Here is a 23,536-nt window from a genome sequence, read left to right on the forward strand (position 1 = left end):
GCTGAATTATTCAAGTCAGGCGAAGGCGCATGGTCTCCATGCCGACACGAGGTCGGCCCCGAACGCAGGGGAACGGAGACTTCAGATGATTCAAGACAATCCAACCAAGGTGGCGCTGGTGACCGGCGCCTCGGGCGGCATTGGCGCGGAAACGGCCAAGCGTCTGGCCCGCGACGGCTTCGCCGTGATCGTCAACTTCGCCGGAAACGTCGCGCCCGCCGAGGCGGTGGTCCGCGAGATCGAGGCGGCCGGCGGCAAGGCCGTCACGGCCCAGGCCGACGTCTCCGACCCGGCCGCCGTGCGCCGGCTGTTCGACAACGCCGAGACGGCGTTCGGCGGCGTCGACGTTCTGGTCAACAACGCCGGGATCATGAAGCTGGCCAGCCTGGCCGACAGCGACGACGCCCTGTTCGACCAGACCCTCGCGGTGAACCTGAAGGGCGTCTTCAACACCCTGCGCGAGGCCTCGCGCCGCCTGCGCGACGGCGGTCGGATCATCAACCTGTCTTCCAGCGTCGTGGGCCTGCGCCCCGAGACCTATGGCGTCTACACCGCGACCAAGGCGGCGGTCGAGACGATGGGCCAGATCCTGGCCAAGGAACTGCGTGGCCGGAGCATCACGGTCAATGCGATCGCGCCCGGCCCCACCGCGACTAAGCTCTTCCTGGACGGCAAGCCGGCCGAGGTCGTCGACCGCCTCTCCAAGGCCGCGCCGCTGGAGCGCCTGGGCCAGCCCGAGGACATCGCCGGAACCATCGCCTTCCTGGCCGGTCCGGACGGCGCCTGGGTCAACGGCCAGGTCCTGCGCGTCAACGGCGGGATCGTCTGAGCCCGCGCCCCCATCCCCATCATCCGATCAGAAGGAATGTTCCCATGAGCCCGCAAGTCATCCTCGTCACCGGCGCGTCCTCGGGCTTCGGCGCCCTGACCGCCCGCGCGCTCGCCGACGCCGGCCACACCGTCTACGCCTCGATGCGCGAGACCGCCGGCCGCAACGCCCCGCAGGTCGCGGCCGCCGCCGACTATGCCGACAGCCACGGCGTCGACCTGCGCACGGTCGAGCTGGACGTCGGCTCGGACGCTTCGGTCCGGGCCGGGATCGCCGAGATCGTCGCCGCCAACGGCCGCCTGGACGTCATCGTCCACAACGCCGGCCACATGAGCTTCGGCCCGGCCGAGGCCTTCACGCCCGAGCAGTACAGCCAGCTGTTCGACGTGAACGTGCTGTCGACCCAGCGCGTCAATCGCGCCGCCCTGCCGATCCTGCGGAACCAGGGCAAGGGGCTAGTGGTCTGGGTGTCGTCCAGCTCGACCCGGGGCGGAACCCCGCCGTTCCTGGCCCCGTACTTCGCGGCCAAGGCGGCGATGGACAGCCTGGCGGTCTCCTACGCCAGCGAACTGACGCGCTGGGGGATCGAGACCTCGATCATTGTGCCGGGAGCCTTCACCAAGGGCACCAACCACTTCGCCCATGCGGGCAAGCCGGCCGACGCGGCGGTCGCCGCGGCCTATATGGACGGCCCCTACGCCGGGGTCGCCGACGCGGCGCTGGGCGGCCTGGCCGCGCTGGAGCCGGCCGACGCCGACGCGGGGGAGGTGGCGCGGGCCATCGCCCGGGTCGTCGACACGCCGTTCGGCCGGCGTCCGTTCCGGGTTCACATCGACCCGTCGCGGGACGGCGCGGAGATCGTCAACGGCGTGGCCGACCGGGTGCGCGCCGAGATGTTCCGCCGGATCGGGCTGGAGGATCTGCTGAGCCCGGTGGTTCGCTAAATCCCATCACCAAATACCGTGTCATCCCGGGCGGCGAAGCCGACCCGCTGCGGCCGGGATGACACGTCTTTTTGCGAGTTCAATAATTTCAGGGGCTCCTTGAGCCACACGACCCGCATCCCGCTGGCCACGTGGACTCCCGCGAAACCGAGCGACGTTCCGTCGGTTGACTCCCGAAGATACTGTGTGACATACAGTGTGCGTCACACACCATGTGATGCACACTATGTGGCGCACACCCCATGCCGACCGATACGGACATCTTTGAATCGCTCCGCCAGGAGCTGCGGCGGGGGACCCTGATCCTCGCCGTCCTCGCCCAGCTGAGGGAGGAGCGCTACGGCTACAGCCTGCGCCAGGCCCTCTCGACCGTGGGCGTGGAGATCGACGAAGGCGCCCTCTATCCGATGCTGCGCCGGCTGGAGAGCCAAGGGCTCCTGGCCAGCGAATGGCGCGAGGAAGACAAGCGCAAGAAGCGTTTCTACCAGCTGTCGGAAGAGGGCCGGGCCGTGCTGGCCCGCCTGGCCGACGAATGGCGCGCGATCAACGCCGCCCTCGAGCCGCTGCTGTGAGCGCGGCCTCTCACCATTCTCAAGGGGACAAGACCATGAGCGATCTGATCGATCGTTACCTCGCCGCTGTCGCGGCGCTGCTGCCGAAAGCCTCGCGCCAGGATATCATCGCCGAGCTGCGCGACCTGATCATGAACCGCGTCGAGGAGCAGGAGGCCAAGCTGGGCCGTCCGCTCGACAAGCGCGAGACCGAGGCCTTGCTGCGCGACGTCGGTCACCCGATCGCCGTCGCCGGCCGCTATGGCCCGCGCCAGTCGTTGATCGGGCCGGAGATCTATCCGTTCTGGCTATTTGGCGTGAAGGTGCTGCTGGCCATCGCCGCCCTCGCCACGGTGGTCCCGGCCGCCGTGCTGCTGGTCACCGGCCAGGGCAGCCCTCACACCATCACGGGCCTGGTCAGCGATTTCATCCAGACCGCGCTCAGCCTGATCGGCTGCGCCACCCTGATCGGGGCGGCGATCGAGCGCGGCTGGATTAAGGTGGGGGAAATGAGCCAATGGAAGGCCAGCGACCTGCCGCAGATCCCGAGCGGAAGGAAACTGTTCGTGAAGAACCGCTTCGAGGCCGTGTTCGAACTGGTGATGACCGTGGTCTTCATCCTGTGGTGGACCGGCCTGGTGCATTTTCCCCTCGACGGCATTGTCCAGGTGGGGCGGCACGGCGACCGCACGGTCCTGATCATTTCCAAGGTGTTCCAGACCCTGCACCTGCCGATCCTGCTGCTGGCGGTGATGCAGGCGGTTTCGGCCCTGATCATGATCATCAAGCCGGCCTGGGTGCGCGGACGCGCCGCCGCCGAGATCGTCTGCTCGCTGGGCGGCCTGGCGCTGTCGGCGGCGCTGTGGGCCGCGCTTCCCCTGTTTCTTCTCATCCCGGACGCCGGCGACGCGCCGGACTTGGAGGCCCTGCAGCGGACGCTCGACATGACCTTCCAGATCATCCTGGTCGTGACCGTCGCGATCAATGCGACCAAGGTCATCGTCGAAGGGCGACGGCTGGTGGCGGGACGGTAACGCCCCCATCCGCGCTCCCCAGCGAAGGCTGGGGCGCGCGCTTCTCCCGCCCCGTTCGGCCCTCATGGTTAAGGCCAAACGTTAACCTTCGTGTCCTCGTCGAGTAACGATGCGGACTCTTTCAGCTTCCGCCAGGTTCGGTTGAGCACAGCCCTGGCAAGGCTTTCGCGCCGGCAAAAAAACGACGATCGCTCTTGTCGAGCTTTTCGCGAGGATTCAACGCGTTAACAATTTAACTGTGCGACCGTTGCGCACACAGAGCATGTTGCAGCGCAGCAAGTGCTTGCGAGTCGGTCACCGATACGTCATAAGCCGATATCAGCAGGAACTTGGCCACGTCGTGATACGGCCGGTTCCCCGCTCCGAAAGGCTCCCCGCCAGTGCTTTTACCGGGGGAATTCGGGGCGTTTTTGTCGGGGGGCCCGAGCGCCCTCGCCGCGCAGGACACGAGTTTTGTATATCAAGTCGCAGACGCGCGCGGACGCGCGCGGGCTGGTCGGCGCCGTATTGGTCGGATCCATCACGGGTCTGGCCCTGGGCGGCGTTTACCTCATGGGTGGCCTGGCGCAATCGGCCTCCACCCACGCCCGCGTCGCCCGCTTGGCCGACGGCGCCTCGGGGAGTTTCTCCGACGCCGCCCTGGTCAGCGCGGCTACGCGTATGGACCCCGGCGCCCTCGCCGTGGCCAAGCGTCATGATCCTTATCTGTTCGCCGCCGTGGACCAGCGCGACCACCAGTCGCAAATGCTGGCCGCCCGCCTCGAAGGCGCCGGCGCGGCGAACCTGCTTCCCGGACAGAGCGGCCGCAGCGGCCCGCTGATGCTCCGGGCCAGCTTCGGTTCCGCATTCAACGTCGGCGCGCCCTCCTTGTTGCAAGGTGGCCCGTTCCAACTGGGCAACGCTCTGGAGAGCTCGCGCGAGCTCGAATGTCTGGCCGACGCCGTCTATTACGAGGCCCGTGGCGAGACCCCCAGCGGCCAGGCGGCCGTGGCCCAGGTGGTCATGAACCGCGTGCGCCACCCGGCCTTCCCGAAGTCGATCTGCGGCGTCGTGTTCCAGGGCGCCTATCACCGCACCGGCTGTCAGTTCAGCTTCGCCTGCGACGGCTCCATGCGCCGCGCCCGCGACATCGGCGCCTGGGCCCGGGCCCGCAAGGTCGCCGCGCGCGCCCTGGCCGGCACGATGTCCAGCGAGGTCGGTTCGGCCACCCACTTCCACACGATCAACGTGTCGCCCGGCTGGGGTCCGCGCCTGCTGCGCGTCGCCCAGGTCGGCATGCACATCTTCTATCGTTTCGGCCGCCAGGGCGGCGCCTCGAGCTTCTCGCCGTCGCGCCTGCCTACCGCCGACGACATCGCCCCGTCCGAAATCGCCAGCCTGACCGCCGACGGCAAGCCGCCGGTCGTCTATGCCGCCAGCGCGCTCGGCCGGATCGAGCCTGTCTCGCCGATGTCGGGCAATGCGCCCGGCATGGGGGGGCCGGTCGGCGCGGCGGTGACCGAGCCGGCCTCGGCCCCGATCGCCACGGCCGCCAAGGCGAGTTCGCCGGCGACCGACAAGGCGGCCGCCGCCAAGCCGATCCCGGTCTCGTCCGATCGCCAGCCGCTGGAAGGCCTCAAGACGACAGTAGGGGCCGGGAGCGGAGCTGCTTCCTGACGACGCCTGGCATGTGGCTGGTGGCGAAGCGCATCTGCTTCGCCCGCTTGCCCACGAAATAGTGCAGCGCCTTGCCGTGCGCCGCCTCCCAGACCACCTGGGCGGCGTCCTCCACCGGATAGACCTCCAGCCCGCCCTTGCGCAGCGCGTCGGCCATGTTCTCGTTCGTGCCTGAGGCGCCGGCGGTCAGGATCGGCGTTTCGACAAACCACGGCATCACGCAGGCGACGCTGATTCCGCGCCGGGCGTATTCGACGTCCAGCGCCTCGGAGAGGCCGCGCACCGCGAACTTGGTGGCCGAATAGACCGCCAGCTTTGGCGAGCCGTACAGCCCCGCGCACGAGGCGATGTTGATCAGCCGCCCGCCGGCCGCCTCCAGCAGCGGCAAGCTGGCCCGCGCGCCGTTGATCACGCCCTTGATATTGATGTCGATCTGGATGTCGCAGTCGGCGTCCGACAGATCTTCCAGCACTCCGAACCGCGCCACGCCGGCGTTGTTCAGCAGGACATCGGCCTTGCCACCGGTCTCCTTGCCGAAGTCGCCCAGGGCGTTGGCCCAGGCCTCGCGATCACGAACGTCCAGCACGTGGACCGAGCCGTTGGCGGCCCCGATCGCCTCGTGCGCGGCCTTCAGCCCCGCCTTGTCGATGTCGGACAGACCCACGAACCAGCCGCCGCCGGCGAAGCGCTTGGCGCAGGCCAGGCCGATACCGCTGGCGGCGCCGGTGATGAAGATGGATTTGCGACCCTCGGCGGCCATGACGTCCCCTCCCGTATCATTGTTATCAATGATCAGAGACCTGGGAGCGGGGAGGGGTCAAGTTAGATCCTCCCCCGCGCCGCGGGGGAGGTGGCCCAGAGACCGGAGGGGGCTGGCCGAGCCTAGTCCGTTTCGTCGTCGGTCGGCGCGTCCGGGCCGTTCTTCTTGATCGACTCGATGGCGTTCTTGGCCGAGGCTTTCGAGGCATAGCCTTCGGTCCAGAAAATGCTTTCGCCGTTGTAGGTGAAGTAGGCGACGAACTCGCCCGCCTTGTTCTTCTTGATCAGAAACTTGTGGGCCAAGACGCTTCTCCGAAATCAAAGGGTTGCACGATCGTCGGCCCCACCCAACGGCCAAGCCTCGCGCGGCGAGCGCGGGCGTGTCAATCCTAGCGCGTCCGGAGACTCCCATGACCAATAGTGATCGCCTCGACCAACTTTCCCGCGAACTGCTGGATGTCCCCTATGCCGAGCTTACCGACGTCCAGAAAAGCGTCATCGACCTGATCTGCGCCGAAGCGCCCACGGGTTTGAACAAGGCGTTGGTCAGCGACGACAGGACCTTCTGGGATCGATTGGCGGACGGCGTGGCCAAGGTTGGCGGGTCGTGGGCCTTCATCGGCGGGTTCAGCTTGGCCCTCTTGATCTGGACCGGCGTCAACATCGTCCTCAAGCCGATGAACCTGGCCTTCGATCCCTATCCCTTCATCTTCCTGAACCTGATTCTGTCCACGGTCGCGGCGCTGCAGGCGCCGGTGATCATGATGAGCCAGAACCGCCAGGCACTGAAGGATCGCGAGAACGCCGAGCACGACTATGTCGTCAACTTGCGCGCCGAACTGGAAATCATGCACCTGCACGACAAGCTGGACGCCCTGCGCGAGCGGGACATCGTCGAGCTGAGCCGCCAGAACGCCGAGGCCCTGGGTCGGCTCGAGGCGCAGGTGATGGCGCTGGGCGCCAAGCTCGAGGCCAGGGGATAGGTCGCCATGGTCCTGACCGTGGCCACGGCCCAATTCGGGGTCGGCGCCGATGTCGAGACCGGCGCGATCGAGCGTCTGGTGCGGCAAGCGATCGCGGGACCGGACGGCGGTTTAGAGCTTCAGCCCCAGCTTTGGTCCGGCCCAGACCATCGCCGCGTACAGCGCCATGGTCAGACCGCATCCCACGATCAGCGCCGCCCAGAACGGCGCGCCGCGTTTCAGCATCGCGGGGATCAGCAGGAACATCGGCAGCGACGGCAGGACGAACCAGAAGGTGCCCGTCGCGTGATCGGCCAGGCGGATGGGATCGCGCGTGTCGCGCCACAGCCAGATCATGCCCAGCACCGAGACCAGCGGCAGCGAGGCGACAAGGCCGCCCAGGCCCGGATAGCGCTTGGAAATCTCCGCCACGGCGGCGACGATGACGCCCGAGATGGCGGCCTTGATCGCGAGATACAGCATGCCGCCAGCCTGGACCGATCCGGCGGCCAGGCCAAGCGAGGAGGCGGCCATGACCATCCTGGCGATCGAGCACGTGCAGCTGGCCATGCCGGCGGGCGAGGAGGAGAAGGCGCGGGCCTTCTACCGCGACCTGCTGGGCGTCCGCGAGACGCCGAAGCCGCCGCACCTGGCCGCGCGCGGCGGCTGCTGGTTCGAGGACGGGGCGGTGAAGATCCATCTGGGCGTCGAGGCCGACTTCCGTCCGGCGCGAAAGGCCCATCCCGCCCTGGTGGTCGACGACGTCCTGGCGCTGGCCGAACGCCTTAAGGCCGCCGGCGTTCGGGTGGTCGACGACGAGCCGCTGGAGGGCTGGGACCGCGTCTATGCCGACGATCCGTTTGGCAACCGCATTGAGCTGATGACGCCGCGTTCCTAACTAGGGGCGAAGGAGGCTTGGCCATGCGGATCGCGGTGCTGACATTCGACGGTTTCAACGAGCTGGACTCGTTCGTGGCGGCGGCGATCCTCAACCGGCTGAAGGGGCGGGGCTGGAAGGCCGAGATCGCCGCGCCGACGCCGACGGTGACCTCGATGAACGGCGTGACCGTCCAGCGCCAGCAGCCGCTGGAGTTCGCCGCCGAGGCGGACGCGGTGATCATCGGCAGCGGCGTCAAGACGCGCGAGGTGGCGGCCGACGCCGACCTCCTGGCGCGCATCCGCCTGGACCCGTCGCGCCAGCTGATCGCGGCCCAGTGCTCGGGAGCGCTGGTGCTGGCCAAGCTCGGCCTGGTCGGCGACCTGCCGGCCTGCACGGATCTGGTGACCAAGCCCTGGGTGATCGAGGCCGGCGTCCAGGTGCTGGACGCGCCGTTCGTCGCCCACGGCAATGTCGCCACGGCCGGCGGCTGCCTGGCCTCGCAATATCTGGCGGCGTGGATCATCGCGCGACGCGCCGGCCTGGCCGAGGTCGAGGCGGCGATCGGCTATGTCGCCCCGGTCGGCGAGACGGAAACCTATGTCGCCCGGGCGATCGCGGCGGTCTCGCCGTTCCTGCCGGCCAAGACCTTCGAGGCGGCCTGAACCTTAGGAACGCGTGTGGGCGGGGCGGGTTACGCCGAGACCCCCTGCCGTAGGAGCGTCCAATGCCGACCATCAACGCGAACGATCAGGACGAGAAGGCCGAAGAGGCCGTCACCAAGGCCAATACCGATCTGAAGGACCAGGGCGATATCGCCGCCGACGACGCCGGCGGCACGGCCGCGGCCCATCGGGTCGACGAGGCGCTAAGCAAGACGCCGATCGCGCCGGATTGAGGAGGTCCGTCATCCCGGTTCGGCGGGCTACGCGCTTGGCCGGGACGACGGTTCCTACGCTTACCGCCAGGTCCAGTAGCAGACCCGTTCGCGGTGATGATGCCGCCACTCGCGATGGCAGACCTTCACCTTGTGGCCGCGGTGGCGTCCGCGGTCATGGCGGGCGCGATCGTAGCCGCCGCGATCGTATCGGTCGTAGCGATCGTACCGGTCGCGGTCGTACCGGTCGTGAGCGCCGGCGACGGTAGGAACGCTGACCGCCAAGGTGGCGGCCGCCAGGGCCGAGACGCCCAGCACTTTCATGACGGACATGATGTCCTCCAAGGATCGATGTCCCTCGATCCAGGCCACGATCCTTGCGTCATGTGTCCGGACTATGTCTGGATCGTACAGTCCAGCTTCGCGGCGTCGGGTCCGAAGTTCAGCTGGCCTTCGCCGCGCGCCGCAGCGCCTGGGGCGGCTGGCCGAACGCGCGGATGAACGCGCGGCGCATCCGTTCGCTGTCGCCGAAGCCGGTCTCCAGGGCCACGTCCTCGACCTGCAGCGGGCCGCTGTCCAGCAGAGCGCGGGCGGCCTCGACCCGCAGGCGCTCGACGGCCTTGGCCGGGGTGACGCCGGTCTCCTGGGCGAACAGGCGGGCGAAGTTGCGCGGGCTCATGGCGGCGCGGTCGGCCAGCTGCTCGACGCTAAGGGTCTCGGCTAGGTTCTGTCGAGCCCAGGACAGCAGGGCGTCGAACCGGCCGGGGCGCAGGTCGATCAGGGCCGAGAACTGCGACTGGCCGCCGGGGCGGTGGTGGTAGACGACCAGCTGCTGGGCGGTGCGACGCGCCACGGCCTCGCCCTCGTCGGCGCCGATCAAGGCCAGGGCCAGGTCGATGCCGGCGGTGATGCCGGCCGAGCTCCAAATCGCGCCGTCCTGGATCCAGATGCGGTCGGGCTCCAGCTTGACGCCCGGAAAGCGGCGCTGGAAGTCCTGGGTCCGGCTCCAGTGGGTGGTGGCGCGCTTGCCCTCCAACAGGCCAGCGGCGGCTAGGACATAGGTCCCCGAGCAGACCGAGGCCACGCGGCGCGACGACTGGGCGGCCTCGCGGACGAAGGCCAGGGTCTCGGCGCAGGTGGCCGGAACCTTGACCCCGTCGCCGCCCGAGACCAGCAGGGTGTCGAGGCGCGGACAGTCGGCCAGCGCCGTGGTCTGGATCGCCACGCCCGACGAGCTGGGAGTCAAGCCGCCGCGCAGCGACAGGAAGTGCAGGGCATAGGCCCCCGGCGCCAGGCGGCCGGCGATCTCGAAGGCCGCGATGGGGCCCGTGGCGTCCAACAGCTGGAAGCCCGGATAGACCAGGAAACCGATCGTGCGAGGCATGGCTGGAACCGTGGGATCTATGTCATTTCCGCCAGACGGTAATCGAACCATGTTCTCCCCGTCAATCGTGACGGAGACCATCCCATGAGCCAGCCCCTTCAGATCGTCATCGCCCTGTTCCCGGGCGTGACCCACCTGGATTTCACCGGCCCCCACCAGATCCTGTGCCGCCTGCCCGGCGCCAAGGTCACGGTGGCCAGCCTGCTCGGCGGCGAGATCGAGGCCGACGGCCTGGTCTTCGCTCACCTGCCGAAGCTGTCGGACATCGATCGCTGCGACGTGCTGATCGTGCCGGGCGGCTTCGGCGTCACCGAGGCGATGGGCGACATGGACTTCATCGCCGAGATCCGCCGCCTGGCCGACGAGGCGAAATATGTCTGCTCGGTCTGCACGGGCTCTCTGGTGCTGGGCGCGGCGGGCCTGCTGAAGGGCAAGCGCGCGGCCTGCCACTGGGCCTGGCGCGACCAGCTGGAGTATTTCGGCGCGATCCCCGATCCGTCGCGGGTGGCGCGGGACGGGCGCTATATCACCGGCGGCGGCGTGACCGCCGGCATCGACTTCGCCCTGACCGTGGTCGCCGAACTGGCCGGCGACGACATGGCCCAGAGCATCCAGCTGGCCGTCGAATACGCCCCCGCCCCGCCGTTCAACGCCGGCCGGCCGGAGACGGCGCCGGAGCAGGTGCTGCGGCGGGTATCGGCGCTGTATGGCAAGGCGATGGACGAGCGCGTGGCGGCCGCGAAGAAGGCGGCGGAAGTGATGTGACCAAAAGCGCCCCCTCCGTCACGATGCTGCGCATCGCGCCACCTCCCCCGTTTCACGGGTGAGGAGGGTGCGGCTTCCATCCTCCCCCGTGCAACGGGGGAGGTGGCGCGGCGCCGATAGGCGACGTGACGGAGGGGGCGCTTCGCGTGCTCACCCCACCATCACCCCGGTCATCGAAATCGCCGCGAACACGTCGTCGGTGAAGAAGCTCACCGGCTCGCCTTTCGTCTGCGCGCCCAGCACGTACAGCAGCGGCAGGTAGTGCTCGGCGCTGTTGATCGAGGCCTCGGCGTCGGGGCCCAGCGAGCGCCAGTCGATCAGCGGATCATGGTCGCCGGCGATGATCAGCCGCTTGGCCGTCTCGTTGAAGCGATCGGCCCAGGGCAGGGTCTCGGGCCGGCGGAAGTCGATGGCTCGCAGGTTGTGGACGATGTCGCCGCTGCCGACGATCAGCACGCCCTCGTCGCGCAGCGGAGCTAGGCGCCGGCCGGCTTCGTAGTGCCAGCGGTCGGGGCGGCCGCGATCGAGGCTCAGCTGCACCACCGGCACGTCGGCGTCCGGATACATCGGCCGCAGGACGCCCCAGGCGCCGTGGTCGAGGCCGCGCGTCGGATGCTGGACCACTGGATCGGGCGACAGCAGCGCGGCGACCCGCGCCGCCAGGGCCGGATCGCCGGGCGCGTGGTACCGGACGTCGAACAGCGCCTGGGGGAAGCCGCCGAAGTCGTGGATGGTCTCCGGCGCGGCCGAGGCGCTGACCGCCGCGGCGCCGCGCGTCTCCCAGTGGGCGCTGATCATCAGCACCGCCTTCGGGCGCGGCAGCTCGCGGCCCAGGCGCGCCCAGTCGCGGCTCCAGGCATTGTCCTCGATAGCGTTCATCGGCGAGCCGTGGCCGAGGAACAGGACGGGCAGGCGAGACATCGTGATGTCCTATTAGAAACAGTATAAGTTACAGATAGTGGCCGCGACGCCATACCGCAAGACGACCGTCCGCTGACGGCTTTCCCGGGGGCGGCGCCTTTGGTATGCCGCCCGCCGTGACCGTCCCGCTTCCCCAGATTCCTTCGGGTGAGACGCCCGTCGCGGAGCCCGCTTCTCCAGAGCTTGAGGGCTTCCGCCCCGGCAAGGAGGCCGTGCGCGGCGGGGCTCTGGATTTCCTGCGCTTTCTCGCCTCGCTGTTGATCGTCGTCTACCACTACGGCGCCGAGAGCCCGATGCGGATCGAGCGCTTCGGCCAGGTGTTCTCGCGTGGCTTCCTGGCCACCGACTTCTTTCTGATGCTGTCCGGCTACGTGCTGGGCCGGGCCTATGGCGCCTCGACCCTGAGCGGGCGCCTCAGCACGCCGCGCTTCTGGGCCCGCCGGGCGGCGCGGATCTGGCCGGGACACCTGATCGTGCTGGCCATGCTGGCCGGGCTGGTCTTCCTGCTCAACACCGTCGGCACCGACGCCCACAAGCCTAGCCGCTTCGCCTGGGACCAGCTGGTCACCCAGGCCTTGCTGATCCACGCCTGGGGCTTCCCCAGCGACGGTTGGAACCTGCCCAGCTGGTCGCTGTCGGCCCTGATCGTCTGCTACGCCCTGTTCCCGATCTTCTGGCGCGCGGTCAGCAAGGTGCGTCACGCCTGGCTGCTGCCCGCCGGCGCGGCCGTGGTCCTGGGCGTGTTCGAGATCATCGCCCGCAAGGTCTTTCTGCATCCGCTGCCCGACCTGCAGTTCCAGTTCGGCGTCGTGCGCGCCCTACCGCTGTTCGTGCTGGGGGTGTGCCTGGCCCGCGCCGTCGACATGCGCTGGCCGTCCGAGACGATGGCCAAGGTCCTGCTGTGGGGCGGCGTCGCCCTGCTGGTGATCACCCAGCCGCTGGACCGCTACGCCCTGCCGGATCCCTGGCTGTTCGACGCTCCCTCGCTGCTGGCCATCGCCGCCATCGTGCTGGGCGCCGGCCGCCTGCCGGTCAAGAACCCCAAGCCGTGGATCGAGGAGGGCGCCAAGCTGTCGTTCGCCCTGTTCATCACCCACATCTTCGTCGGGGTGATCTATTGGAGCGCGGTGCACAAGCTGATCGAGACCGTGCCGATCGGCATCGGCTGGCAGTGGCTGATGTGGCTGGCCGGCTTCCCGATCGCCTATGGCGCGGCTTGGCTGTTCCACACCTATATCGACCAGCCGATCCAGGATCGCATCCAGCCGCTTTTGAGACGGTAAGGACCCCATGACCCGCCACATCCCCCTCCAAGGCGTCGAGAACTTCCGCGATTTTGGCGACTACGCCGCCGGGGCGGGACGGCTGAAGAAGGGGGTTCTGTTCCGGGCCGCGCACCAGGCCGAGGCGACCGACGCCGACCTCGCGGTCATGGCCGCCCTGGGCATCGTCGCCCTGGTCGACCTGCGCCGTCCCAACGAGCGCGAGCGCTCGCCGTCGCGGCGCTGGACCGGCTTCGCCGCCCGGGTGATCGACAACGACCTGGGCATGACCGGCGAGGACCCCTGGCACACCTTTCTGAAGAGCTCGGACCTCTCGGTCGGTTCAGTCCATGACTACATGGACGCCTACTACCGCCGCGCCCCGTTCAAGGAACGGCACCTCGACCTGTTCGGCCGCTACTTCCAGGCGGTGGCCGAGGGGCGGGGCGCGGTGCTGATCCACTGCGCGGCGGGCAAGGATCGCACCGGCCTTCTGGCGGCCCTGACCCACCACATCGCCGGCGTCGCGGACGACGACATCGTCGACGACTACCTGCTGACCAACGACCCCGGCCGTTTCGAGCGGCGCGGCGCGACGTTCATGACCCACATCGAGGAGCTCACCGGCCGCCGCCCGACCGAAGCCGCCATGCGCGCGGCCATGGGCGTCGAGGCCCGCTACCTCGCGGCCGCCTTCGACGAGATCAAGGGCCAGTACGGGTCGCTGGACGGCTATCTGGAAAACGCCGTGGGGTTGGACGCGGACACGCGCGAACGGGTGCGGGCGCACATCCTGCTGTAGGACTCACCAAATCCGTAAGGTGACAAACGCCCGTTTAAGGTCCAGCCTCGCGTCACGGTCCCGGTAGAGGGCCGAGCGTCATCAGGGTGTGGCATGAGCGAGTTGACGGGCGCGGCTCCGGGCATGAGCGACGTCGCGGGCGATGATGTGCTGGTTCCGCCGCCGAAGACACTCTCCCGAGGCGCGCTCAGTTGGATCCTGCACCAGGGCTCGCGCGACCCCTACGTGATCCTGATCACCATCTACATCTTCGCGCCTTACTTCTCGCGGGTGCTGGTCGGGGATCCGGTGAAGGGCCAGGCGGCCGTCGCCGACATCTCCACCATCTACGGCCTGATCACCGCGATCACCGCGCCGCTGCTGGGCGCCTCGATCGAGCGGTTCGGGCCGCGCAAGCCGCTGCTGGGCCTGATCGTGGCGATCATGGTTCCGGTGCTGTTCGGCCTGTGGCTGGCCAAGCCGGGCGGCCTGCCGGTCTCGATGGTCGGGGCGGCGCTGATCGTGCTGGGCGTCGTCTACAACTGGGGCGACGTGCTCAACAATTCGCTGCTGTCGCGCGCCGCTGGCAAGGGGCAGGAGCCGGTGCTGTCGGGCCTGGGCTACGCGGTGGCCAACGGGCTGTCGGTGTCGCTGCTGATCTTCATGATGTGGGGCTTCGTCCTGCCCGGCGTGGTGCCGTGGTCGTTCGTGCCGGCCGCGCCGCTGTTCGGGATCAACCAGGCCGAATACGAGCCCGCCCGCCTCGCCGGACCGATGGCGGCCAGCGTCATGCTGCTGGGCCCGATCCCGTTCTTCCTGTGGACCCGCGACGCCCCGCGCACCGGCGTCTCCTTTCTGGCCTCGCTGAAGGAGGGCGTGAAGCTGATCGGCGACACCTTCGCCAATCTCAAGGGCCACGCCGACGTCGCCAAGTTCCTGGGCGCGCGGATGCTCTATTGCGACGGCATGACCGCGCTGCTGATCTTCGGCGGCCTGTTCGCGGCCGGGCTGATGAAGTGGGGCGAGCTGGAGATGCTGGCCTATGGCATCTCGCTGTCGATCTTCGGCGTGCTAGGCGGGCTGATCGCCCCGACCCTGGACCGGACGCTGGGGCCCAAGCGCGCGGTCCAGGTCGAGGTCGGGATCTGTGTCCTCATCCTGCTGGGCACCTTGGGCATGGGGCGCGAGAAGATCCTGTTCTTGTGGACCTGGGACGCGGCCACTCACCCCGCCATCTGGAACGGCCCGCTGTTCCGCACCCTGCCCGAGATCGTCTATCTCTGCATGGGCCTGCTGATCGCCGTTTTCGTCACCGCGCAGTACGCCTCGAGCCGCACCCTGCTGGTGCGCCTGGCCCCGCCGGACCGGATGGCGGCCTTCTTCGGACTGTTCTCGCTGTCGGGCACGGCGACCGTGTGGCTGGGCTCGCTGCTGGTCGCCATCGCCACCAAGGTCTTCGCCAGCCAGGTCGCCGGCTTCATCCCGATCGCAGGGCTGCTGGCCCTGGGACTGATTGGGCTGTTCGCGGTGAAGGGCGGCGAGCGGGAGGCGTAGTAGCGCTCCCTCGGGCCCTCCGGGCACCTCCCCGCTTCGCAGGGGAGGTGGGTTTCATCCTCCTCCGTGACACGGGGGAGGGGGACCGCGAAGCGGTGGAGGGGGCGCTGCCGCCCTGCTAAACCCCGTCCCATGCGCCGCGTCGCCATCCTTACCGCCCCCTGGCGCGAGCCGGTCTGGGCGTTGGCCCCGTTCCGGGACGAGCCCCATGCCTGCGCCCTGGTCACCGGCGGGGCGGGGCGGTGGTCGTACCTGTTGCGGGCGCCCGATGAGACCTTCAGCCTTTCCGCCGCGGATCGCGCCGACCCATTCGCGACGCTCGCCGAACTGATCGGGCCGCGCTTGGCGGCCGACCCTGACGGCCCGCCGTTCCAGGGCGGCGTCATCGGCCTGGGCGCCTACGAGCTGGGCGACCGGGTGGAGGCGCTGGGTTTGGGCCGCACCGACTGGCCGGACCTGGTTTGCGCCCGCTATCCGGCCCTGCTGGCCTTCGACCACCACGCGCGCCGGGTGCTGGCCGTGGGGCGGGGCGACACCGAGGGCGAGGCCCGCGCCCGGGCCCGCGCCGCCCTGGCCTGGCTCGACGTCCCCGCCGCCGACCGCCCCGAGCCCACCGGCCCGCTGTGCCCGGACTTGGCCGCCAGCGACGGCGACGCCTACGAGATCGCGGTGGCCGGGGTCGTTGCGCGGATCGTCGACGGCGAGATCTTCCAGGCCAATATCGCCCGCGCCTGGACCGGCCGCCTGGCCGCTGGCGCCGACCCGTTCGACCTGTTCGTTCGCCTGCGAAGCCAGAGCCCCGCGCCGTTCTCGGCCTACTGGCGTCTGCCGGATCGGGCCCTGGTCTCCAACTCGCCGGAGCGCTTTCTGAAGCTGGACCCAAACGGCGCGATCGAGACCAAGCCGATCAAGGGCACGCGGCCGCGCGGCCGCGACGCCGCCGAGGACCGGGCCCTGGCCGCCGAGCTGCTGGCCAGCGACAAGGACCGGGCCGAGAACCTGATGATCGTCGACCTGATGCGCAACGACTTGGCCCGGGTCAGCCCGCCGGGCAGCGTCAAGGCGCCCGAACTGTTCAAGGTCGAGAGCTTCGCCAATGTCCATCATCTTGTTTCAACGGTGACCGCCCAGCTGGGCGGTGGCCGCACCGTCGCCGACCTGCTGCGCGCCAGCTTTCCGCCCGGCTCGATCACCGGGGCGCCCAAGGTCCAGGCCATGAAGGTCATCGCCGGCCTGGAGCCCCCGCGCGGCCCCTATTGCGGCGCGCTGTTCTGGGCCGGCTTCGACGGCGCGTTCGACAGCAGCGTCCTGATCCGCACGGTCGGTCTCGTCGAGGACGGACAGGGCTGGCGGCTCGAGGCGCGGGCCGGGGCGGGGATCGTCGCCGACAGCGATCCGCGCGGCGAACGCCTTGAGACCGAGGCCAAGATCGCGGCGCTGAAAAGGGCCCTGACGGAATGACCCCTGATGACGCCATGCCCTTGGACGACCGGGGCCTGCTCCTGGGCGATGGGCTGTTCGAGACCATGCTCGCGCTCGACGGAACCCTGCCGCACATGGCCGCCCATCTCGACCGGATGGCGGCCGGCTGCGAGGTCCTGAACCTGCCCTTCGCGCGGGACGAGGCCGAGCGATTGGTCCGCGCGGCGGCGCCGGCCGGGGGCCGGTTCGCCGTCCGCCTGACCCTGACCGCCGGCTCGGGCGGGCGCGGCTTGGATCGCCCCGCCGCGACGGTTCCGCGCCTGTTCGCCACGGCCGCGCCGTCGGCGCCGCCCACGACGCCCGCGACCCTGATCGTCGCCGAGACCCGCCGCAACGAGGGCTCGCCAACTGCGCGGCTGAAGACCCTGGCTTATCTCGACAATGTCCTGGCCCGGGCCGAGGCGCGGGCGGCCGGAGCCGACGAGGCGCTGATGCTGAACAACCGCGGCGAGGTCGCTAGCGCGGGCGCGGCCAATCTGTTCTGGATCGAGGGCGGCCGGCTGTTCACCCCGCGCCTCGACTGCGGCGCGCTGGCGGGGATCACCCGCGCGCGGCTGATGGCGCTGCGCCCCGTCGAGGAGCTCGCCGCGGGGCTCGAGGCCTTGGACCGAGCGGAGGCGGTGTTCCTGACCAACAGCCTGATCGGGCTTCGGCCGGTTTCACGGTTGGGAGCGCGGACGTTCGGGGAGCACCCGCTGGTGGAGCAGCTGAGGGCGTTGTTGGATTGCTAGCCAACAGCTCGAAGCCCCCAATTTTGTCTTCCTAGGCCTTGTGCCTAGGATCCATGGTCTGGCTTCCGCTGCGTGGGCCGAGCCTGGCGCCGTCCCTCATGGCTCCCTTTACTCACAGCCTTGCGGCGCCATGGATCCTCGCCACAAGGGCGAGGAAGGCAGTTTGTATTGCTTATAATTGTAGCTCTCGCGCATGCTCCCCTTATGCGCGAGGAACGCTACATCGCCGTCTAAATCATGGCCAACCATCGCCTTGGCACGCTGTACATCGGCGCCAGCGGTTATCTGAATCGCCGGATCTGGGAACATCGCGAAGGTCTGATCCCAGGCTTCACCAAGACATACGGGCTGAAGCGCCTGGTCTGGTACGAGCCGCACGAGGACATGTCCTCGGCCTTCCAGCGCGAACGCAGCCTCAAGCGATGGCCGCGACAATGGAAGATCAACCTGATCGAGCGCGAGAACCCCGACTGGGACGATCTCTCCGCGGGCTTGACCTAGCCTCAGCTGCTCGCGTTCCACAGCACCGCGTCGGACTTGCGCGGTTTCAGATAATAGGTGCGCGAGAAGGTCATGTTGCTGGGCAGCATCAGCTTGATCGGCGAGGTGTAGGCGTAACTGGCTCGGGCCAGGATGACTGTTTGGCTGGCGGGCAGCACGCCGACCGGCACGTCGGTCAACACCGCCCCGGCCGCGGGGCAGGTCGACATGGTGGTCGAGGCCTTGGACCAGACCACGGTGTCCTTGCCGGTGGCGTCCGAGGCGACGCTGGCGACGCACATCTTCAGGGTGGAGGCCGGGAACGGCGCCATGATCGTGTTGCCGATCGTGAAGATGTCGGCGATCTTGAGCGGGCCGGTTTGGGTCCCTTGGGCGACCAGGTCGCCGATCGACGAGGTGATGTTCGACAGGCGCCGCTGGGCCATCATCGCCTGGGTCAGCTCGGCCATGCCGCAGTACATCACGATCAGGATCGGAGCGATCAGGGCGAACTCGACGGCCGACACGCCGCGCCGATCAAGCCAGAAGCCATTCAAGCGGCGGAGGCGGGGGATCCGGCGGCTCATTGTTCGTCGTACGGTTCGTTGGTGAAGGCCGTGGCGGCGTAGATGACCCGTTTGCCGCTCGAGTTCTGCAGGCCGGTTTGCAGCAGGGGCGTGATCAGCGGCCAGGTGTAATAGGCGCGCACCAGCACGATCGACCCGCCGGCGCCCGGGTTCCAGGCCATCGAGGTGGGGACGGTGTTGTTGGTGGCCGAGGTGTTGCTGGTGGCGAAGTCGCTGAAGGTGCGCACGTCGATCTGCAGCGCGCCCGAACAGGTCGTCGCCCCGAGCCAGTTCATCTTGTTGCAGACGGCGGTCTTGAAGCTGGCGGCCGTGCCGCCGGTGGTCTGAACCTGGCCGGTGCGGATCGTGCGGCCCACGTCGATGACGGCGCTCTCCAGGGTCAGGGAGACCAGGAAGACCAGGCCCAGCTCGAGCAGAGCGAAGATCAGCATCAGGAAGGGGATGGCGACGATCGCGAATTCGACCGCGGTGGCGCCCTGCTCGGCGCGCACGAAGCGGCCGGCCATTCGGGCCAGCCGGCGTCGGGCGCGATCGAGGACGAGGCTGTAGACCATGCGGCGGGCGTTCCCTTGGATCCCTGGGTCCCTGGATATCGGGGATCGGCGGCCAACCTAGCCGAACGATCCTAATCACAGGTTAGGGCGCGCCCGCGCGTAGGTGAGCGTCCGTTAGGGCGTGCCGGCCGGCGCGCCCAGGCGCGTGCATTGCGCGGCGCAGGCGTAGTTGCTGGCGGCGGCGCCGCGATAGACGGTGACCGCTCCGCCGCCGTTCTCCGAGACGACGACCTGGCGGTCGGCCAGGGCGCGGCCGCCGGCGCCGAAGGCCAGCAGGCTGGTGACGCCCGGGCGCTTGCCCAGAACCACGAGGGTGCGGTTGTTGACGACACTGACGTCGGCGATGGTTGGGTCGCCGACCACGACGTCGCGCACCGCGCCGGCGAGGTTGACGTAGGAGGCCTGACCGGCGGCGACCGGCAGGTCGGTCGGGGTGTCCACCGGCAGGCTCGCGATCGGAAGCGCTCCCGTGGAGACGGCCCGGGCAGCGGTCTGGGCGCTGGCGGCGCCTCCCGAAAGGGTCAGGGCGGCGGTGATGACGAGCGAAAGGCGGCGCATGAAGGTTTCCGATCCCGGATCCGAACAGCCCCCAGCATCACTTTCTTTGGTCAACAAAAGACTAAAGCGCGGCTGCATGCGGCCAAGCGTCGCTTGAGAAAGTCCTTGATTCAAAAGGGGTTGAGCGAGGTCGAGGTGCTCGTGGTTAAGAATAAATAATGGTAAATACAAATAAACCAAAAGAAAATACGCGAAAACTATTCGCTGTTTACTGGCCATTAAGTGAGTTGGGCGAAATTGATCGTGTTTTCGGGGGTAAGCAAGTCGAACGGCTTGAGAGCCTCAAATCAACTAGCTCTGGTTTTTGGAGACCAAGTCATGACCAAGTTCGTCACTCGCTTCCTGAAGGATGAATCGGGCGCCACGGCCATTGAATACGGCCTGATCGTCGCTCTGATCGCCGTCGTCATCGTGACCGCCGTCACCACGCTGGGCACGAACCTGAACGCCAAGTTCAAGCTCGCCTCGGACAAGGTCGCCGCCGCCGGCACCTGATTTCCGCTGCTCTCTCGAAAAGAAGAGGGTCGAGACTTCGGGTCTCGGCCCTTTTTCTTTGCGTGGCGCCCAGGCTACGGACCGAACGCACGCGCCGCGTAGCCCCGGGGAAACGTTTGCTTCACTCGTCCGCCCCAGAATGGCGTGATCCCGAACGCCCCGGAACAGGAGCAAGAGCGTGCAAGCCATCCAGATCTCGCTGCTGCTGATCTTTCCGGTCCTGGCGATCGTCGGGGCGCTGAAGGACCTGACCAGCTACACGATCCCCAACTGGATTTCGCTGACCCTGATCGCCGCCTTCGTTCCGGCCGCCCTGGCCGTCGGCGCGCCGCTTTCGCAGATCGGCCTCTGCCTGGCCGTCGGCCTCGGCGGCCTGGTGCTGGGCATGGGAATGTTCGCGGCCGGCTGGATCGGCGGCGGCGACGGTAAGCTGTTCGCGGTCTGCGCCTTGTGGCTGGGGTGGCCGGCGGCTCTGCCCTTCATGCTCTATACGGGTCTCGCCGGCGGCGTCCTGACCATGGCGATCCTGACCCTACGATCGGGCTGGTTGGCGCCGGTCGTCGCGGGTGGCCCGGCCTGGATACGCAAATTGGGTACGGACGGCGGCGACCTGCCCTATGGCGTCGCCATCGCCGTGGGCGCCCTGGCGGCCTTCCCACAAGGGGCCTTGGCCCTTGGAATCCTGGGCTAGAGCCCAGCTTCCGCGGCAAGTGGCGCGACAGCCTGTCGCGTATCCCTTCCGTCTCCGCGTTAAAAACTTTTAGCGGGCGTTAACCATGCGCGAGCCAGCATGGAACGCGGCCAGAAAGGCTGACTGACGAATCGTGCGTGCTCGCCGGACGGCGACCGTGCGGCTCCCCATTGAGTTTTCAGCCCGCGCCATGAGCCCCGTACGCCTCCTGATCGTTCTGGTCGCCGCGATTTCGGCTATCGGCCTCGCCGTGGTCCTGCAGCGCGCCTTGGGCGGCAAATCGGCCGCGCCGGCCGCCATGGCCGCGCCCGCGCCGTCGCCGGGCAAGCCGATGACCCAGGTCCTGGTCGCCAAGCGCGACCTGCCGATCGGCACGCGCTTGGTGGCCGCCGACGTCACCTGGCAGGCCTGGCCGTCCGACGCCATCAACGGCGCCTTCATCACCAATGGCGCCGCGCCGCCGAAGCCGGACGGCAAGGTCGACGCCGCCAAGGCCGCCGTCGCCGCCACGGCCGACCAGATGATCGGCGGCGATCCGGCCAAGGTGGTCGAAGGCGCGATCGTTCGCGACCCGATCCTGACCGGCGAACCCATCACCCCGCGCAAGATCGTCCGGGGCGGCGAGGGCGGCTATCTGTCCGTCGTCCTGACTCCCGGCAAGCGGGCCATGGCCGTGCAGGTCACCTCCGACACCGCCGTGGGCGGCTTCATCCTGCCCGGCGACCGCGTCGACGTGCTGATGACCCACGACGTCCAGGCCAGCGGCTCCAGCGACGGCGCCGCCGCGGCCAGTCGCGCCGTGGTCGCCGAGACCGTCCTGCAGAACATCCGCGTCCTGGCCCTGGACCAGAGCACCGCCGCCGAGAAGGACGCCAAGTCCATCGTCGCGGCCACCGCCACCCTCGAGGTCGGCCCGGTCGAGGCCGAGGCCCTGGCCCGCGCCAAGGCGGCCGGCGCCGTCTCCCTGGCCCTGCGCGCCTATACCGATCTCGGCGGCCCGTCGGGCATGACCAGCCCAGTCGCCGCCAATGACACCACCGTCCGCATCAATCGCGGCGGAACCACCACCAGCGTGGCGGTGCGCCCATGAGTCGCCCCCCTAAGCATCGCCCGGTGAACGCTCCCCTGAAAGCCCGCATGTCCCAGACGCGCCGACTCCTGACGGTCCACGTGGCCGCCCTGCTGGGCCTCTCCTGGACCGCCCCGGCGTTCGCCGACGGTCCGGTCGCCGGCTCGCACGTCTATCGCCCCGCCGCCCGGGTCTCGCGCCCGGCCCCGCCGCCCGCGCCGATGGCGTTCGCGCCGCCGGTCAGCGACGTGACGCGGATCGCCCTGACGGCCGACCAGACCGCCACGACCCTGGAGCTGGCCAAGGGCAAGTCGGCGATCATCGAGCTGCCTAGCGACGTCCGCGACCTGCTGGTCACCAACCCGGTCATCGCCGACGCCGTGCTGCGCGACAAGCGCCGCATCTATGTCGTCGGCTTGAGCGAGGGCACGACCGACGCGGCGTTCTTCGACGCCGCCGGCCGCCGCATCCTGTCGCTGGCCATCCGGGTTTCCCAGCCGGTCGATCAGCTGGCCGACACCCTGGTCCGCGTCCTGCCCGACGCCAAGATCCGCGTGCAGCCGATCCGCGACAGCGTCGTGTTGAGCGGCGTCGTGCGGACCGCCGCCGATTCCGAGGCCGCCTCCCGCATCGCCGCGCAGTTCGTCGGCAAGCCGGAGAACGTGCTGAACATGCTCAGCATCGCCGGCAAGGACCAGGTGATGCTGCAGGTCCGCATCGTCGAGGTGCAGCGCAACGTCGTCAAACAGCTGGGCGTGGACCTGAACGCGGTGCTCGGTCAGCTTGGCCGAGACCAGTTCAAGTTCGGCTTCTCGCCGACCTACGGCGTCAACGGCAGCCTGCTGGGCGGCGTGACGGGCGGCTACAACCTGGACACCACCAAGGTCCCGGTGATCAGCCGCGACGTGAAGGTGCCGATCACCACGTGTAGTGCGACCGGCTGTACGACGTCCGAGACGCTGAAGGCCTACGACTTCGTCGATCCGAAAGATCCGCTTTCGACGATCCGGAATTCAGCCGGCAGCACGGGGATGAACCAGGCCAAGAGCATGATTCAGGCTTTCGAGCGCGTCGGTCTGGTGCGCACCCTGGCCGAGCCGAACCTGACGGCCGTATCCGGCGAGGCCGGCCACTTCCTGGTTGGCGGCGAATTCCCGGTTCCGACCGGCAGCGACACCAGCGGCAAGATCTCGATCGAGTTCAAGCCATACGGCGTGGGCCTGGGCTACACCCCGGTCGTGCTGTCGGGCGGCCGCATCTCGCTGAAGATCTCGACCGAGGTCTCCGAACTGTCCAGTCTCGGGGCGTTCACGATCGCCTCCGGTTCGGCGGCGGCCAACCTGACGGTGCCTGGCCTGTCCGTGCGCCGCGCCGAGACGACCGTCGAGATCCCGTCGGGCGGGTCGCTGATGATCGCCGGCCTGTTGCAGCAGACGACCAAGCAGACCATCGATTCGATCCCCGGCATGACCTCGATGCCGATTCTGGGCACGCTGTTCCGTTCGCGCGACTTCCTGAACGGCCAGACCGAGCTGGTGATCATCGTCACCCCGTACATCGTCGACCCGACCCGTCCGCAGGACCTGCAGACCCCGGCCGACGGGCTGGTGTTCGCCAGCGACATGAGCACGGTCCTGCTGGGGCGGCTCAACAAGGTGGTCAAGGCGCCGGCCGGCGCCAACGCGGGGCGCGCGTACCAAGGCCCCGTCGGCTATGTGATCGAGTAGGACGCC

At 68.7% G+C, this 23,536-nt stretch carries 27 protein-coding genes and 2 pseudogenes; 20 read left to right on the forward strand and 9 right to left on the reverse strand.

Annotation, left to right across the window (positions count from 1 at the left end; genetic code table 11):
- Positions 1 to 85: 85 nt before the first annotated feature.
- From ABIC66_RS10225 to ABIC66_RS10245, 5 genes are all read left to right on the forward strand, one after another.
- Positions 86 to 829 (forward strand): SDR family oxidoreductase, encoded by a 744-nt coding sequence (locus ABIC66_RS10225; protein WP_354069921.1) that lies wholly within the window; start codon positions 86 to 88, stop codon positions 827 to 829.
- 44 nt (positions 830 to 873) lie between these two features.
- Positions 874 to 1,773, forward strand: a complete 900-nt coding sequence (locus ABIC66_RS10230) for an SDR family oxidoreductase (protein ID WP_354069923.1) — start codon at positions 874 to 876, stop codon at positions 1,771 to 1,773.
- A gap of 242 nt (positions 1,774 to 2,015) precedes the next feature.
- Positions 2,016 to 2,345: a PadR family transcriptional regulator gene (locus tag ABIC66_RS10235; protein WP_354069924.1), complete on the forward strand. Its 330-nt coding sequence runs from the start codon at positions 2,016 to 2,018 to the stop codon at positions 2,343 to 2,345.
- A gap of 35 nt (positions 2,346 to 2,380) precedes the next feature.
- Positions 2,381 to 3,358: a hypothetical protein gene (locus ABIC66_RS10240; RefSeq protein ID WP_354069926.1), complete on the forward strand. Its 978-nt coding sequence runs from the start codon at positions 2,381 to 2,383 to the stop codon at positions 3,356 to 3,358.
- A 453-nt stretch (positions 3,359 to 3,811) separates the two neighbouring features.
- Complete coding sequence (locus ABIC66_RS10245; protein WP_354069927.1) at positions 3,812 to 5,014, forward strand: cell wall hydrolase; 1,203 nt, start codon at positions 3,812 to 3,814, stop codon at positions 5,012 to 5,014.
- Here the strand turns inward: ABIC66_RS10245 and ABIC66_RS10250 are convergent.
- Together ABIC66_RS10250 and ABIC66_RS10255 are read right to left on the reverse strand one after the other, a co-directional pair.
- Positions 4,974 to 5,803, reverse strand: a pseudogene (locus ABIC66_RS10250) (SDR family oxidoreductase). The gene ABIC66_RS10245 and the pseudogene ABIC66_RS10250 overlap by 41 nt on opposite strands.
- 93 nt (positions 5,804 to 5,896) lie before the next feature.
- On the reverse strand, positions 5,897 to 6,076 hold the full coding sequence (locus tag ABIC66_RS10255) for a YegP family protein (RefSeq protein ID WP_354069929.1): 180 nt from the start codon (positions 6,074 to 6,076) through the stop codon (positions 5,897 to 5,899).
- A 107-nt stretch (positions 6,077 to 6,183) separates the two neighbouring features.
- Here ABIC66_RS10255 and ABIC66_RS10260 point away from each other — a divergent pair, with 107 nt between their 5' ends.
- Complete coding sequence (locus ABIC66_RS10260; RefSeq protein ID WP_354069930.1) at positions 6,184 to 6,756, forward strand: DUF1003 domain-containing protein; 573 nt, start codon at positions 6,184 to 6,186, stop codon at positions 6,754 to 6,756.
- Between the two features lie 111 nt (positions 6,757 to 6,867).
- On the opposite strand, the gene ABIC66_RS10265 is transcribed toward ABIC66_RS10260, so the two are convergent.
- Entirely contained in the window at positions 6,868 to 7,269 is a 402-nt protein-coding gene (locus tag ABIC66_RS10265; RefSeq protein ID WP_502910336.1) for a DUF3147 family protein, read from the reverse strand.
- Between ABIC66_RS10265 and ABIC66_RS10270 the strand changes: the two genes are divergently transcribed.
- From ABIC66_RS10270 to ABIC66_RS10280, 3 genes are all read left to right on the forward strand, one after another.
- Positions 7,268 to 7,633, forward strand: coding sequence for a VOC family protein (locus ABIC66_RS10270; RefSeq protein ID WP_354069932.1), 366 nt, complete (start codon positions 7,268 to 7,270; stop codon positions 7,631 to 7,633). The two genes, ABIC66_RS10265 and ABIC66_RS10270, sit on opposite strands and share 2 nt — an antisense overlap.
- Before the next feature lie 23 nt (positions 7,634 to 7,656).
- Positions 7,657 to 8,277, forward strand: coding sequence for a DJ-1/PfpI family protein (locus tag ABIC66_RS10275; RefSeq protein ID WP_354069934.1), 621 nt, complete (start codon positions 7,657 to 7,659; stop codon positions 8,275 to 8,277).
- A 62-nt stretch (positions 8,278 to 8,339) separates the two neighbouring features.
- Positions 8,340 to 8,510 (forward strand): hypothetical protein, encoded by a 171-nt coding sequence (locus tag ABIC66_RS10280; RefSeq protein WP_354069936.1) that lies wholly within the window; start codon positions 8,340 to 8,342, stop codon positions 8,508 to 8,510.
- A 60-nt stretch (positions 8,511 to 8,570) separates the two neighbouring features.
- Here the strand turns inward: ABIC66_RS10280 and ABIC66_RS10285 are convergent, their stop codons facing one another.
- Complete coding sequence (locus ABIC66_RS10285) at positions 8,571 to 8,822, reverse strand: hypothetical protein (RefSeq protein ID WP_354069937.1); 252 nt, start codon at positions 8,820 to 8,822, stop codon at positions 8,571 to 8,573.
- Positions 8,823 to 8,931: 109 nt separating this feature from the next.
- Complete coding sequence (locus ABIC66_RS10290) at positions 8,932 to 9,873, reverse strand: GlxA family transcriptional regulator (RefSeq protein WP_354069939.1); 942 nt, start codon at positions 9,871 to 9,873, stop codon at positions 8,932 to 8,934.
- Positions 9,874 to 9,957: 84 nt separating this feature from the next.
- Here ABIC66_RS10290 and ABIC66_RS10295 point away from each other — a divergent pair, with 84 nt between their 5' ends.
- Positions 9,958 to 10,638, forward strand: coding sequence for a DJ-1/PfpI family protein (locus tag ABIC66_RS10295; RefSeq protein WP_354069941.1), 681 nt, complete (start codon positions 9,958 to 9,960; stop codon positions 10,636 to 10,638).
- A 150-nt stretch (positions 10,639 to 10,788) separates the two neighbouring features.
- On the opposite strand, the gene ygiD is transcribed toward ABIC66_RS10295, so the two are convergent.
- Positions 10,789 to 11,559, reverse strand: a complete 771-nt coding sequence (gene ygiD, locus ABIC66_RS10300; RefSeq protein ID WP_354069942.1) for a 4,5-DOPA-extradiol-dioxygenase — start codon at positions 11,557 to 11,559, stop codon at positions 10,789 to 10,791.
- Between the two features lie 116 nt (positions 11,560 to 11,675).
- On the opposite strand from ygiD, the gene ABIC66_RS10305 reads away from it, so the two are divergent.
- The 6 genes and pseudogenes from ABIC66_RS10305 to ABIC66_RS10330 all read left to right on the forward strand — a co-directional run bounded on the left by ABIC66_RS10305 (position 11,676) and on the right by ABIC66_RS10330 (position 17,870).
- Entirely contained in the window at positions 11,676 to 12,842 is a 1,167-nt protein-coding gene (locus ABIC66_RS10305; protein WP_502910339.1) for an acyltransferase family protein, read from the forward strand.
- 7 nt (positions 12,843 to 12,849) lie between these two features.
- Positions 12,850 to 13,623 carry a tyrosine-protein phosphatase gene (locus ABIC66_RS10310; protein WP_354069946.1) on the forward strand — a complete coding sequence of 258 codons (774 nt, stop codon included), beginning with the start codon at positions 12,850 to 12,852 and terminating at the stop codon, positions 13,621 to 13,623.
- Between the two features lie 93 nt (positions 13,624 to 13,716).
- A complete protein-coding gene (locus tag ABIC66_RS10315) occupies positions 13,717 to 15,156 on the forward strand; it encodes an MFS transporter (protein WP_354069947.1) in 1,440 nt (479 codons plus the stop codon).
- A pseudogene (gene pabB / locus ABIC66_RS10320) lies at positions 15,149 to 16,617 on the forward strand (aminodeoxychorismate synthase, component I); the annotation flags it as partial. The gene ABIC66_RS10315 and the pseudogene pabB, both read left to right, overlap by 8 nt.
- Entirely contained in the window at positions 16,614 to 17,369 is a 756-nt protein-coding gene (locus ABIC66_RS10325; RefSeq protein ID WP_354069950.1) for an aminotransferase class IV, read from the forward strand. The pseudogene pabB and the gene ABIC66_RS10325, both read left to right, overlap by 4 nt.
- A gap of 237 nt (positions 17,370 to 17,606) precedes the next feature.
- Complete coding sequence (locus ABIC66_RS10330) at positions 17,607 to 17,870, forward strand: GIY-YIG nuclease family protein (protein ID WP_354069952.1); 264 nt, start codon at positions 17,607 to 17,609, stop codon at positions 17,868 to 17,870.
- 2 nt (positions 17,871 to 17,872) lie between these two features.
- On the opposite strand, the gene ABIC66_RS10335 is transcribed toward ABIC66_RS10330, so the two are convergent.
- The 3 genes from ABIC66_RS10335 to ABIC66_RS10345 form a co-directional block, all read right to left on the reverse strand.
- On the reverse strand, positions 17,873 to 18,436 hold the full coding sequence (locus tag ABIC66_RS10335) for a TadE/TadG family type IV pilus assembly protein (protein WP_354069954.1): 564 nt from the start codon (positions 18,434 to 18,436) through the stop codon (positions 17,873 to 17,875).
- The gene (locus ABIC66_RS10340) at positions 18,433 to 18,990 is read right to left on the reverse strand and encodes a TadE/TadG family type IV pilus assembly protein (protein ID WP_354069956.1); all 558 of its coding nucleotides are present in this window, start codon (positions 18,988 to 18,990) and stop codon (positions 18,433 to 18,435) included. The genes ABIC66_RS10335 and ABIC66_RS10340 overlap by 4 nt, the downstream gene beginning before the upstream one ends.
- Positions 18,991 to 19,104: 114 nt before the next feature.
- Entirely contained in the window at positions 19,105 to 19,548 is a 444-nt protein-coding gene (locus ABIC66_RS10345) for a pilus assembly protein N-terminal domain-containing protein (protein ID WP_354069958.1), read from the reverse strand.
- A gap of 318 nt (positions 19,549 to 19,866) precedes the next feature.
- On the opposite strand from ABIC66_RS10345, the gene ABIC66_RS10350 reads away from it, so the two are divergent.
- The 4 genes from ABIC66_RS10350 to ABIC66_RS10365 all read left to right on the forward strand — a co-directional run bounded on the left by ABIC66_RS10350 (position 19,867) and on the right by ABIC66_RS10365 (position 23,530).
- Entirely contained in the window at positions 19,867 to 20,043 is a 177-nt protein-coding gene (locus ABIC66_RS10350; protein ID WP_354069959.1) for a Flp family type IVb pilin, read from the forward strand.
- A gap of 178 nt (positions 20,044 to 20,221) precedes the next feature.
- Entirely contained in the window at positions 20,222 to 20,734 is a 513-nt protein-coding gene (locus tag ABIC66_RS10355; RefSeq protein WP_354069961.1) for an A24 family peptidase, read from the forward strand.
- Positions 20,735 to 20,924: 190 nt separating this feature from the next.
- Entirely contained in the window at positions 20,925 to 21,824 is a 900-nt protein-coding gene (gene cpaB / locus ABIC66_RS10360; RefSeq protein WP_354069963.1) for a Flp pilus assembly protein CpaB, read from the forward strand.
- Positions 21,821 to 23,530, forward strand: a complete 1,710-nt coding sequence (locus tag ABIC66_RS10365) for a type II and III secretion system protein family protein (protein ID WP_354069964.1) — start codon at positions 21,821 to 21,823, stop codon at positions 23,528 to 23,530. The genes cpaB and ABIC66_RS10365 overlap by 4 nt, the downstream gene beginning before the upstream one ends.
- The last annotated feature ends 6 nt before the right edge of the window (positions 23,531 to 23,536 follow it).

Source organism: Caulobacter sp. 1776, from assembly GCF_040545685.1.
In the GTDB taxonomy this organism is placed as follows: domain Bacteria; phylum Pseudomonadota; class Alphaproteobacteria; order Caulobacterales; family Caulobacteraceae; genus Caulobacter.

Coding starts and splice junctions, on each gene's coding strand:
- ABIC66_RS10270 (WP_354069932.1), top strand. CDS start 7,268: ATGACCATCCTGGCGATCGAGCACGTGCAGCTGGCCATGCCGGCGGGC.
- ABIC66_RS10295 (WP_354069941.1), top strand. CDS start 9,958: ATGAGCCAGCCCCTTCAGATCGTCATCGCCCTGTTCCCGGGCGTGACC.
- ABIC66_RS10350 (WP_354069959.1), top strand. CDS start 19,867: ATGACCAAGTTCGTCACTCGCTTCCTGAAGGATGAATCGGGCGCCACG.
- ABIC66_RS10335 (WP_354069954.1), bottom strand. CDS start 18,436: ATGAGCCGCCGGATCCCCCGCCTCCGCCGCTTGAATGGCTTCTGGCTT.
- ABIC66_RS10280 (WP_354069936.1), top strand. CDS start 8,340: ATGCCGACCATCAACGCGAACGATCAGGACGAGAAGGCCGAAGAGGCC.
- ABIC66_RS10310 (WP_354069946.1), top strand. CDS start 12,850: ATGACCCGCCACATCCCCCTCCAAGGCGTCGAGAACTTCCGCGATTTT.
- ABIC66_RS10340 (WP_354069956.1), bottom strand. CDS start 18,990: ATGGTCTACAGCCTCGTCCTCGATCGCGCCCGACGCCGGCTGGCCCGA.
- ABIC66_RS10290 (WP_354069939.1), bottom strand. CDS start 9,873: ATGCCTCGCACGATCGGTTTCCTGGTCTATCCGGGCTTCCAGCTGTTG.
- ABIC66_RS10285 (WP_354069937.1), bottom strand. CDS start 8,822: ATGTCCGTCATGAAAGTGCTGGGCGTCTCGGCCCTGGCGGCCGCCACC.
- ABIC66_RS10235 (WP_354069924.1), top strand. CDS start 2,016: ATGCCGACCGATACGGACATCTTTGAATCGCTCCGCCAGGAGCTGCGG.
- ABIC66_RS10240 (WP_354069926.1), top strand. CDS start 2,381: ATGAGCGATCTGATCGATCGTTACCTCGCCGCTGTCGCGGCGCTGCTG.
- ABIC66_RS10265 (WP_502910336.1), bottom strand. CDS start 7,269: ATGGCCGCCTCCTCGCTTGGCCTGGCCGCCGGATCGGTCCAGGCTGGC.
- ABIC66_RS10225 (WP_354069921.1), top strand. CDS start 86: ATGATTCAAGACAATCCAACCAAGGTGGCGCTGGTGACCGGCGCCTCG.
- ABIC66_RS10315 (WP_354069947.1), top strand. CDS start 13,717: ATGAGCGAGTTGACGGGCGCGGCTCCGGGCATGAGCGACGTCGCGGGC.
- cpaB (WP_354069963.1), top strand. CDS start 20,925: ATGAGCCCCGTACGCCTCCTGATCGTTCTGGTCGCCGCGATTTCGGCT.
- ABIC66_RS10325 (WP_354069950.1), top strand. CDS start 16,614: ATGACCCCTGATGACGCCATGCCCTTGGACGACCGGGGCCTGCTCCTG.
- ABIC66_RS10345 (WP_354069958.1), bottom strand. CDS start 19,548: ATGCGCCGCCTTTCGCTCGTCATCACCGCCGCCCTGACCCTTTCGGGA.
- ABIC66_RS10365 (WP_354069964.1), top strand. CDS start 21,821: ATGAGTCGCCCCCCTAAGCATCGCCCGGTGAACGCTCCCCTGAAAGCC.
- ABIC66_RS10260 (WP_354069930.1), top strand. CDS start 6,184: ATGACCAATAGTGATCGCCTCGACCAACTTTCCCGCGAACTGCTGGAT.
- ygiD (WP_354069942.1), bottom strand. CDS start 11,559: ATGTCTCGCCTGCCCGTCCTGTTCCTCGGCCACGGCTCGCCGATGAAC.
- ABIC66_RS10230 (WP_354069923.1), top strand. CDS start 874: ATGAGCCCGCAAGTCATCCTCGTCACCGGCGCGTCCTCGGGCTTCGGC.
- ABIC66_RS10275 (WP_354069934.1), top strand. CDS start 7,657: ATGCGGATCGCGGTGCTGACATTCGACGGTTTCAACGAGCTGGACTCG.
- ABIC66_RS10330 (WP_354069952.1), top strand. CDS start 17,607: ATGGCCAACCATCGCCTTGGCACGCTGTACATCGGCGCCAGCGGTTAT.